Origin of the sequence: Kitasatospora sp. NPDC059648 (assembly GCF_042734825.1) — a bacterium.
GTDB lineage: Bacteria > Actinomycetota > Actinomycetes > Streptomycetales > Streptomycetaceae > Kitasatospora.
Genome location: NZ_JBHWDU010000030.1, coordinates 75,847 through 85,754, shown reverse-complemented (window position 1 = coordinate 85,754; position 9,908 = coordinate 75,847). Strand labels below are relative to the sequence as shown.

Here is a 9,908-nt window from a genome sequence, read left to right as displayed (position 1 = left end):
TCGGGCGCCGTGGCGGGCGGCGGTGGCGGACGGACATGACGGCTCCCGATCGCGGTACGCGTCAACCGCTGCGGACACACCGCAGGACGGCCCTGCGGCCGGTGGCATGCGCAGCATCACAACCGTGCGTACACGACCGGGACGGGACCGTGACACCACCTCAACCGCCGCACCCCCCTGCTACCACGCACCGGCGCCCGGAGCACGGCGACGCGCCCCTGTCGGATGTCAGGGACCGCAGCCGGCCCCGCGTTCCTACGCTGGCGAGCACCGGGTCCGGCCTCCTGGCCGGACCGCCGCAATCCAGCAAGGGAGAACCACCCATGCGCAGGACCACCCGTGCCCTGGCCGCCCTCGCAGTGGCCGCCGCCGCGCTGACCACCGCGGGCACCGGCAGCGCCGGCGCCGCCGACGGCTCGTGGGCGGGCTGCCCCTACGGCGCCGTGTGCGTCTACCCGCAGAACCAGAACCCCGCCTCCTCCCCCAGCGCCGTGTACTGGAGCTACGGCGCCCACAACCTGAGCGGCCAGTACGGCAACCACTGGGTCCTCAACAACCAGTCCAGCGGCGCCCACGCCCACCTGTGCCAGAACTCCGGCGGCGGCAACTGCGTCTACGACATCCCGGCCCAGAACGGCGTCTACTACAACCTCGACCCGATCAACTCCATCACCCTCGACCGCCCCTGACCACCCACCGCCCACCACCCGGGCGCCCACCCCATCAAGGCAAGGGGCGGGCGCCCCACCCACCCCACGACACCCGACACCCCACCACCCCGAAACCGAAACCCACCGACAACACTCACCCACGGCCCCGACCGTGAACCCACACACCGCCAACTCCCACAGCGCCGCCGGCCGCCACTACGCCATCACCCCCAGCCGCCCCGGGCGCTACCGAGCCGCGATCCCAACGGCCACCTCACTTGCCGCCAACTTCTACTTCTTGACGCCATGTACGCGGTCAGGTTTAACGGCTCTGTCGCTGATCTTGTTTGCGCCGTGAGGCGCTGTTGGTTCGAGTGGAGGTGGAAGACCTGCACTAATCCCCTGTCGCAGCAGTGGGGTTGAAGCTGAGGGCAGCCTGATCCGGGTGGTGCCGGGGAGGGCGGGAGCGGCCCTGACAAAGCCGGGACGTGTCCAGTACTGCCAGATGGGGCGGGTCCGGCGAGCGTGGTGGAGAGGAGTACGCGAGGAACCGGCGTTTTACGTCTCTTAAAGGGACACCGGCTCGAACCTGGCGGATCAGGGCCGGAAACGGTGCGCATGCAGGTCGCTCGTTCGGGTGATCTGACAACTCCTGGGTCGGTCTACAAAAGCTGGCCGGGAGGCCACGAGGAAAGCCTGCGGCGTACTCGTGGCGATGCCGCAGGGACACAGTCGGGCTCCTCCTCCACCGAGCGAACCACAGTGAACACGGGAACCGTCCCGAACCTCGCCTCGCCTCCTGCTGCCAGCAGGCTGGCGGGGCTGGGCGCATCGACCGCCGATCGGTTGGGGACGGGGCGGAGCCGCCGTAGTACTCCGAGGCCGGGAGAGCCGGCCACTTGGGGAAGGGCGGCAGCGGTATCGAGAAGGGAAGGAAGCTGCAATGCCGGAAGACGCCTCGCTGAACAGCGGAGCTCCGGGCCCTCGGGTCCGGGTACTGGAGATGCAGACCAAGCTTCACCGTTGGGCGGTGGCCGATTCCGGCCGCCGGTTCGATGACCTGTTCAACCTCGTGCACGACCCGGCGACGCTGATCGCGGCGTTCGACCGGGTCGCGGGCAACCGGGGAGCCCGGACTCCAGGCGTCGACGGCCTGACCGTCGCCGACGTCGAGGAAGCCGTTGGCGCCCCCGGACTTCCAGGACAGCATCCTGCCCAGCGGACTACCCGCCGGCTCTCCGGATGAAGCCCTCGACTGCATGGGCGACCTCTACCTCACCGCACCGGCCATCTGACCAACGCCCTTCACGAAACCGGCCGGCCAGCATCACCTAGGCTTTGCGGGAGCCCAATTGCGCGAAGCTCCGAGCCATGACAGGGACGGCCATGCAACTGCCCGATGAGGTCCATGCCGAGATCACCGACCTGTGTCAGGAGGGTGATGCCCTGGCCGGAATGGGAGAGTTCGACGAGGCCAGGCTGCGCTACATCGAAGCCCTCCGGCTGCTGCCGGGCGATCCCCGTGGCTGGGCGGCCTCGACCTGGATCTACGTCGCGATCGGAGACGTGCACTTCCGGCGCGGTGTTCACGACAAGGCCTACAAGTGCTTCCACAACGCCGTTCAGTGCCCTGACGGACTCGGCAATCCGTACATCCACCTTCGACTGGGCCAGACCACCTTCGAGCTGGGCGACCACGACCGAGCTGGGGATGAGCTGATCAGGGCCTACATGGCTGGCGGGCCCGAAATCTTCGAAGAGGACGACCCCAAGTATCTCGAGTTCCTGCGGGCCCGTGCGGATCTGGACCACTCCAGCAACGCAGGCTCCTGACGGCTCACCGTCGGCGAGTCGCCGGGGCCGACGCGGGCCACCCGGCGGCAACCATGAGGGACGCCCGGAATTCGGCCTCCATCCCGACACCCTGCCGGCCTGACCCCTCCACGAACTTCTGCAGAGCAACTAGATCTTCCCGGAGAAGGTGTCGCACCGGGCGAGGTCGCCACTGCGGTAGCCGGTGGTGAACCAGGCCTTGCGCTGGTCGGCGGAGCCGTGCGTCCAGGCCTCCGGGTTGACCCTGCCGGTGGCCTGCTGCTGGATCCGGTCGTCGCCGACGGCCGCGGCCGCGTCCAGGCCCTGGGCGATGTCCTGGTCGGTCAGGGCTGCGATCAGCGGACGGCCGGTGGAGGCCTGCGGGGTGGTGGTGGCGTGGTGGGCCCACACCCCGGCGTAGCAGTCGGCCTGCAGCTCCAGGCGCACCGAGGCGCTGTCGGCGCCCTGGCGGTCGTTGCCGACCTTCTGCATCGTGCCCAGCAGGGTCTGCAGGTGGTGGCCGTACTCGTGGGCGACGACGTAGGACTCGGCGAACGGGCCGCCCTTGGCGCCGAAGCGGGTGGACAACTCGTCGAAGAAGCCGAGGTCGAAGTAGGCCTTCCGGTCGCCGGGGCAGTAGAACGGGCCCACCGCCGAGGTCGCCGGGCCGCACGCGGTGGAGACCCGGTCGGTGAACAGCACCGTCTGGGCGGGCTTGTAGGCCGTCTTGGTGCGGCGCGGCAGTTCGGCGCCCCAGAACTCCTGCAGGCTGTTGGTGACGGCCGTGATCCGGCAGTCCTGGCGCTTGTTGGCGTCCGTACCCTTCTTGCAGGCCTGCTGAACCTCGCCGTCGGTGCGCGCCCCGGAGGACGTGCTGCCGCCACCGGAGGAAACGCCCAGCAGCTGGGGGTCGACCCCGAGTACGACCGCCAGCAGCACCACGAGCAGGCCCACCGCCCCGCCCCCGACGGCGACCTTCCCGCCCGGGATGCCGCGCCGGTCGTCCACCTGCGAGGTGTCCAGGTCCCCCTGGTCGTCGAACTGCATGCCCCTGCCCTGCCCGCTTCCCGCCGTTCCGGCGATGTACCGGAGTGCCGATGTACCGGATCGTCGATGTGCTGGATCGTCGATGTGTCGCTTCGTCGCTTTGGCGGTGTTTCGTGCCGCCCGTGGCCCGCCCAGCCTACGGGCAGCGGGGCCTGACTCGCCGCAGCCGCCGCGTCACGGGCAGGTGCGGGGGCCTGGCGGACACGCCGTGCGCGGGGACCCTGGCGCGGCGGCCGGGGACCGCCGGCCCCTGGCAGGCGGTCGTGGTCTAGGGTCGTCAGCCGTGCCTGATTCCACGTCACCCCTGCCGCCCCCGCCGCCCCCGTCCTCGTCGTACCCGGCCGCCACCGCCGAGGCCTACGACGCCGTGGCCGACCTCTACGCCGACCTCGTCAAGGACGGCCTGGCCGACCTGCCGCTGGACCGCTCCTTCGTCACCGCCTTCGCCGACCTCGTGCGCGCCGCCGGACCCGCCCCGGTGGCCGACCTGGGCTGCGGACCCGGCTACCTGACCGCCGCCCTGCGGGAGGCGGGCCTGGACGCCTTCGGCGTCGACCTGTCGCCCGCGCTGGTCGCCATCGCCCGCCGCACCTACCCCGGTGTGCGCTTCGAGGTCGGCACGATGGCCGCCCTGGAGACGGCCGACGGCGCGCTGGGCGGCGTGGTGTCCTGGTACTCGCTCATCCACACCCCGCCCGGGCAAGTACCGTCCTGTCTCGCCGAGTTCCGCCGCGTCCTGGCCCCGGGCGGGTACGCCCTGCTGGGCTTCTTCGAGTCCGAGGGCGCCCCGGTCACCCCGTTCGACCACAAGGTGGCCACCGCCTACCGCTGGCCCCTGGACACCCTCTGCGCCCTCGCCACCGAAGCCGGCTTCACCGAGACCGCCCGCCTGCTGCGCCAACCCGGCGACAACGAACGCTTCCGCCGCGGCCACCTCCTCCTGCGCGCCGCCTAGTTGCCCTGACCGAGAAGCTTCGCCGGGTCGGCGGCAGGAGCGCCTGTACCGGTTGGATGGGGGCGGACATCGATCTGATGGGGGGAGGCGTGGTGGCGGAGCCGGTCAAGGTGCGCCGATTGACCGACCAGGAGGACCAGCAGTTACAACGGATCGTGCGCCGGTCCTCAACTCCACGACTGCCTGAAGACCTGCTCGCCCTCTCCATTCGGCTCTTCGAAGTTGGCCACGTAGCGGTTGAACAGCTTCTCATCCACGGTGACGGAATTGGCGCCCTCTTCACCGTTCCGGACCGCGAGGCGACGCTCCAGCGTCGTCCGCTCGGCCTTGAGATGGACCAGTTCCCAGCGGCAGCCGTGGCTGTCAACCAGTGCCTTGTAATCATCGCGGGCGGCGCGACTCCAGAAGCTGTAGTCAACCACCACGTCGCGCCCGGCCAACATCAGCTCGACCAGTTCCTGCCGATGCTGGCGGCGGATCTCCTCCTTGAGCTGGTCGAACGCCTCCGTCTCCAGCACCAGGCCGGCATCCCGCTGCCCGAGCCGTTGCCAGACCGCCTCGTCGATCGAGAGCCGAACGTAACCTCGTCGCACCAGTTCCATCGCATAGGTGGTCTTGCCCGCTCCCGGAAGACCACACATCAGCACCACCGTGCTCGTTCGCTGCGTCACGGAGTCACGTTGGCGCCGAAACACGCCGTCTCTGCGGCGAGAAGCGAGCCGCCGGGCAGGCCGGGGCCCGGCCCTTCCCCGGTGGCAGGGGGAGGGCCGGGCCGGCGGCTCAGCCGGCCGACACCTGTCCCGACGCCGGCACCGGTCCCGATGCCGGTGCCGGTGCGTAGCCGGCGGGGCGGGTGGTGAAGGTGCCGCGGCCCTGGGTACGGCTGCGCAGGCGGCCCGCGTAGCCGAACAGCTCGGCCAGCGGTACCAGTGCCCTGACCCGGGCCGTACCGCTGTGGCCGGCGTGGTCGGTCGTGGTGGTCTGGACGGTGGCGCGGCGGGCGGCCAGGTCGCCCAGTACGGTGCCCAGCGTGTCCTCGGGCACGGTGACGGTCACCTCCGCGAGCGGTTCCAGCAGGTGCAGCCGGCAGGCGCGCAGCGCTTCGCGCAGGCCCAGGCGGGCGGCGGTGCGGAAGGCGAGTTCGGATGAGTCCTTGGGGTGGGTGGCCCCGTCGGTGAGGGTGACGGCGAGGCCGGTGACGGGATGGCCGCCGAGCGGGCCCTCGGTGAGGGCGTCGCGGCAGCCGGCTTCGACGGCCTGGACGTATTCGCGTGGCACCCGTCCGCCGGTGACGGTGGAGGTGAAGGTGAAGCCGTCGTCGGCGGGTGCCAGGTCGAGGACGAGGTGGGCGAACTGGCCGGCGCCGCCGTCCTGTTTGGCGTGCCGGTGGGTGAAGCCGGTGACGCCTTGGAGGAGTGCTTCGCGCAGGGCGACCCGGGGCCGCCCCACCACGGCTTCGACGCCGGTGTCCCGGCGTACCTTCTCCACGGCGACCTCCAGGTGGAGTTCGCCCAGTCCGGACAGGGTGCGCTGGCCGGTGTCGGGGTCGGTGGCCAGGCGCAGCGAGGGGTCCTCCTCGGTGAGGCGGGCGAGGGCGGCGGTGAGCTTGTCGGTGTCGGCGGCGCGGCGGGCTTCGACGGCGACGGTGACGACGGGTTCGGCGCTCACGGGTGCCTCCAGGAGGACGGGGTGGTCGGGGTCGCACAGGGTGGCACCGACGCGGGCGGTCCTGGGGCCGATGACGGCGACGATGTCGCCGGCCAGGGCGTGGTCGGTCTCGGTGTGGCGGTCGGCCATCACGCGCAGGATGCGGGCGATGCGCTCCGGGCGGCCGGTGGCGGTGTCCAGGACGGTGTCGCCCTTGCGCAGGGTGCCGGTGTACAGGCGCAGGTAGGTGAGGCGGCCGGTGGGGGCCGCGGTCACCTTGAACGCCAGGGCGGTGAGGGGCTGCCGGGGGTCGGCGCCGCGCCGTGCGTCCGGGTCGGCGGACGGTGCGGGCGCGGCGTCCAGGGGGGAGGGCAGGTAGGCGACGGCTGCGTCCAGCAGTGGCTCGATGCCGCGGTTGCGGTAGGCGGAGCCGCCCAGGACGACCACGGCCTTGCCGCTGCGAGTGAGCCTGCGCAGGGCGGCGGTGAGGGTTGCGGGGCTGAGGGCGCCGTGGGTGCAGTACTCCTCCAGGGCGAGGGGGTCGAGTTCGGCCACCGCCTCGTCCAGGGCGCGTCGGCGGTCGGCTGCCCGGTCGGCGAGGTGGGCGGGGACGGGGCCCTGGGTGAGGGTGCCGTCGTCGTCCCAGGTGAGGGCGCGGTGGTGGACGAGGTCGACGACGCCGGTGAAGGCGTCCTCGGTGCCGATGGGCAGCTGGACGGCGAGCGGGTGGGGGTGCAGGCGGGCGCGGATGGAGGCGACGGCCGCGTCGAGGTCGGCGCCGGGGCGGTCGAGCTTGTTGACGAAGGCGATACGGGGCACGCCGTGGCGTTCGGCCTGGCGCCACACCGATTCGCTCTGCGGCTCGACGCCGGCGACGGCGTCGAACACGGCGACGGCGCCGTCCAGGACGCGCAGGCAGCGTTCGACCTCGTCGGCGAAGTCGACGTGGCCGGGGGTGTCGATGAGGTTGATCCGGTGTCCGGCCCAAGCACAGCTGACGGCGGCGGCGAAGATGGTGATGCCGCGGTCGCGTTCCTGGGAGTCGAAGTCGGTGACGGTGGTACCGGTGTGGACTTCGCCGCGCTTGTGGGTGGTGCCGGTGAGGTAGAGGATCCGTTCGGTGACGGTGGTCTTGCCGGCGTCGACGTGGGCGAGGACGCCGAGGTTGCGGACGGCGGCGATGCCGGCGGCGGAACGGGTGGTGGTGGTGTCGGTGCGCATGGCCCGGTTGCCTTTCGGAGGCGGTGCTTGCGGGGTGGACGCGCGATTGAAACAGCACCGCAGATGTTCTGACGTATCGTCAGATATGCAACCCGGGAAGAGACCGTGCCGCGCGAAGGGACGCGAAACAACGCGAAGGGGACGCGGAGGAACGCGAAAAGGGGCGCGAGGAACCGCGGGAAGGCGGACGGTCAGGCGGTGGCGGCGCTGCTCCGGTGCCGGCCGCGCAGCGGGCACCGGAAGGACGGGGACACCAGGATCACCTCGTACCGCGACGCGGGAGAGGGGACGGCGGCGCGGTGCTCGGGCATGGCCGCCGTGCCCCCTCTCTGTGTGCTCTCGCGTGCCGGTACGGTCGTTGGCGCGTCCGCGCCCTCGGGCGGCGGCCGTGTGGTGAGTGTAGGCGGGCCGGGCCCGGCGCGGCGAAGGGTTTTACGGCTCCTGCGGCCCCTGCGGCGCGCGCAGGCGCAGCACGGGACGCATCCAGGCGTGTCCGTCGGGCGCCTCGGTGTCCAGAGCGGTGTCCAGAGCGGCGCCGATGGCGCGTTCCTCGTAGCCGAAGTGGGATTCCATGATGGCGGCCAGCCCGTCGAGTTCGCGACCGATCGCCTCCAGGGCGGCCCCGTCCCGCCCGGCGGCCTGGTCGGCGAGGTCGCGGACCCGGGCGAGGAGGGCGGCGATCAGGCCGTGGTCCTCGACGAGTCGGGCAACGGTCGGTGCGAGGTCGGGGCGTTCACGCAACAAGGCGGTGAACAGGCCCTCGTCCTCGCCCTGATGATGATTGGTCAGGGCGGCACAGAAGGCGAGGCAGTGGGCGCTCAGGGATTCGCCGTCCGCGCCCTGGCGCCGGCCCAGGGCCGAGCGGACGCCGGCCAGGCGGCGACGCAGTTCGTTGTGCGCTTGGGAGAGTTGGAGGCTGAGGGCGGCCGTGCGGCCGGTGCTGGGGGAGGCCACGTGCGGGCGGTCCCTTCGTTCGGGCACCTCCATGCCTGGCGCGGTCCGCCACCGGCACGCGATGCCGGCGCCCATCCGATCACGGTACGCGCCGGCCGGGCAAGCCCCCACCCGTGCCCGTGCCCTCGGCCGGTGCGCCGGTGGGAGCGTCGGCACCGGTGCGGGTTGGGCTGCGGGGCGCGCCGAGCAGGATCCCGGCGGCCACCAGCGCCAGCCCCAGCCCCTGGCGCGGCCCCAGTTCGTCGCCGTCCAGCGTGGTGCCCAGCAGGACGCCGGTGAGCGGGTTGAGCAGCCCGAGCAGGCCGACGGTGCCGGCGGGCAGGTGCCGCAGCCCGGTGAACCAGCAGGCGAAGGCGAGGGCGGTGGCGGCCAGGGTGACGTAGCCGAAGGCGAGCAGGGTGGGGCCGTTCAGCGGCGGCGGCGCGCCCTCGACGCCGGCGGCCAGCGGCACCAGCACCAGGGCGCCGGCGGTCAGCTGCCAGGCGGTGGCGGCCAGCGGGTCGGCGCCCTCGCGCCAGCGGGCGGCGAGCACGTAGCCGACGGAGGAGACCAGCATCGCGCCCACCGAGGCCGCCAATCCGGCTCGATCGAGCGCGCCGCCCGTGCCGAGGACGGCGAGGGCCACGCCGGCCAGGCCCACCACCGCCCCCCGCCAGGTGGGCGCGGCGCGGGTGCTGCCCGGCCAGCACCCGGGCGGCGAGCAGCATGGCCAGCGGGGAGGCGGCCATGACGGTGGCGGCGGTGCTGGTGGGCAGCAGTTGGGAGGCGAGGTAGAGCAGGACGAAGAACCCGGCGGTGTTGAGCAGTCCGAGCAGGGCGCTGCGCCACCACCAGGGGCCGTGGGGGCGACGACGGGCGAGGGCGAGCAGCAGCAGTCCGGCGGGCAGGGCGCGCAGGGCGGCGCCCCACAGCGGGCGGTCGGCGGGGAGGCAGGCGTGGGTGACCCAGTAGTTGGCGCCCCAGGCGATCGGGGCGAGGGCGGTCACGAGCACCCACCGCACATTGGCTTCCATGGAAGGCAATATAGCTTCCCCGGAAGCTACTGGCGATAGGATGGCCCCATGGAGCACCAGCACCAGCACCAGCACCAGCACCAGCACCCGGACGACGGCAGCGGCGACCACGTCGCGCTGATCCAGGCCGCATGGCGCCGCGAGCGCCCCGACCTCGACGTCTCCCCGCAGGCCGTGATCGGGCGCCTGCACCGCCTCGCCGCCCGCCTGACCGCCGAGCTCACCCTCGTCTACCAGCGCTACGGGCTGAGCGAGGGCGAGTTCGACGTGCTCGCCGCCCTGCGCCGCGCCGGCGCCCCCTACGAGCGGGCCCCGGGGGAACTCGCCGCGCACACCATGGTCACCACCGGCGCGATGACCAAGCGGATCGACCGCCTGGAGCGCGCCGGCCTGGTCACCCGCCGCACCGCCGAGGACGACCGGCGCGGGCGCGTGGTCGCCCTCACCGACGCGGGGCTGCGCCTGATCGACGAGGCGTTCACCGCCCACATGCGCAACGAGCACCGCCTGCTCGCCCACCTGGACCCCGGCGAGGCCGCCGCCCTGGAGGCGCTGCTCACCGCCTGGCAGCGGCGCCTGGAAGGAGCCGCTCCCAGCACAATATGACGC

General features: G+C 72.4%; 10 protein-coding genes and 1 pseudogene. 5 read left to right on the top strand and 6 right to left on the bottom strand.

Annotated elements, in window-relative coordinates:
• Positions 1-323: 323 nt before the first annotated feature.
• The 3 genes from ACFV1W_RS19815 to ACFV1W_RS19805 all read left to right on the top strand — a co-directional run bounded on the left by ACFV1W_RS19815 (position 324) and on the right by ACFV1W_RS19805 (position 2,483).
• Positions 324-689 (top strand): hypothetical protein, encoded by a 366-nt coding sequence (locus ACFV1W_RS19815; protein ID WP_380418207.1) that lies wholly within the window; start codon positions 324-326, stop codon positions 687-689.
• 964 nt (positions 690-1,653) lie between these two features.
• On the top strand, positions 1,654-1,896 hold the full coding sequence (locus ACFV1W_RS19810) for a hypothetical protein (RefSeq protein ID WP_380418205.1): 243 nt from the start codon (positions 1,654-1,656) through the stop codon (positions 1,894-1,896).
• Positions 1,897-2,036: 140 nt separating this feature from the next.
• A complete protein-coding gene (locus tag ACFV1W_RS19805) occupies positions 2,037-2,483 on the top strand; it encodes a tetratricopeptide repeat protein (protein WP_380418203.1) in 447 nt (148 codons plus the stop codon).
• A gap of 129 nt (positions 2,484-2,612) precedes the next feature.
• On the opposite strand, the gene ACFV1W_RS19800 is transcribed toward ACFV1W_RS19805, so the two are convergent.
• A complete protein-coding gene (locus ACFV1W_RS19800) occupies positions 2,613-3,509 on the bottom strand; it encodes a neutral zinc metallopeptidase (RefSeq protein ID WP_380418201.1) in 897 nt (298 codons plus the stop codon).
• Positions 3,510-3,792: 283 nt separating this feature from the next.
• Here ACFV1W_RS19800 and ACFV1W_RS19795 point away from each other — a divergent pair, with 283 nt between their 5' ends.
• Complete coding sequence (locus ACFV1W_RS19795; RefSeq protein WP_380418199.1) at positions 3,793-4,464, top strand: class I SAM-dependent methyltransferase; 672 nt, start codon at positions 3,793-3,795, stop codon at positions 4,462-4,464.
• Positions 4,465-4,631: 167 nt separating this feature from the next.
• Here ACFV1W_RS19795 and ACFV1W_RS19790 read toward each other — a convergent pair whose 3' ends face one another.
• From ACFV1W_RS19790 to ACFV1W_RS19770, 5 genes and pseudogenes are all read right to left on the bottom strand, one after another.
• On the bottom strand, positions 4,632-5,159 hold the full coding sequence (locus ACFV1W_RS19790) for an AAA family ATPase (RefSeq protein ID WP_380418197.1): 528 nt from the start codon (positions 5,157-5,159) through the stop codon (positions 4,632-4,634).
• Between the two features lie 85 nt (positions 5,160-5,244).
• Entirely contained in the window at positions 5,245-7,332 is a 2,088-nt protein-coding gene (gene fusA / locus ACFV1W_RS19785) for an elongation factor G (RefSeq protein ID WP_380418195.1), read from the bottom strand.
• Between the two features lie 432 nt (positions 7,333-7,764).
• On the bottom strand, positions 7,765-8,286 hold the full coding sequence (locus ACFV1W_RS19780) for a hemerythrin domain-containing protein (protein ID WP_380418194.1): 522 nt from the start codon (positions 8,284-8,286) through the stop codon (positions 7,765-7,767).
• A gap of 79 nt (positions 8,287-8,365) precedes the next feature.
• Complete coding sequence (locus ACFV1W_RS19775; protein WP_380418192.1) at positions 8,366-8,926, bottom strand: DMT family transporter; 561 nt, start codon at positions 8,924-8,926, stop codon at positions 8,366-8,368.
• 67 nt (positions 8,927-8,993) lie between these two features.
• Positions 8,994-9,299: pseudogene (locus ACFV1W_RS19770) on the bottom strand (EamA family transporter); the annotation flags it as partial.
• Positions 9,300-9,347: 48 nt separating this feature from the next.
• On the opposite strand from ACFV1W_RS19770, the gene ACFV1W_RS19765 reads away from it, so the two are divergent.
• Entirely contained in the window at positions 9,348-9,905 is a 558-nt protein-coding gene (locus ACFV1W_RS19765; RefSeq protein ID WP_380418190.1) for a MarR family winged helix-turn-helix transcriptional regulator, read from the top strand.
• Positions 9,906-9,908 lie beyond the last annotated feature (3 nt).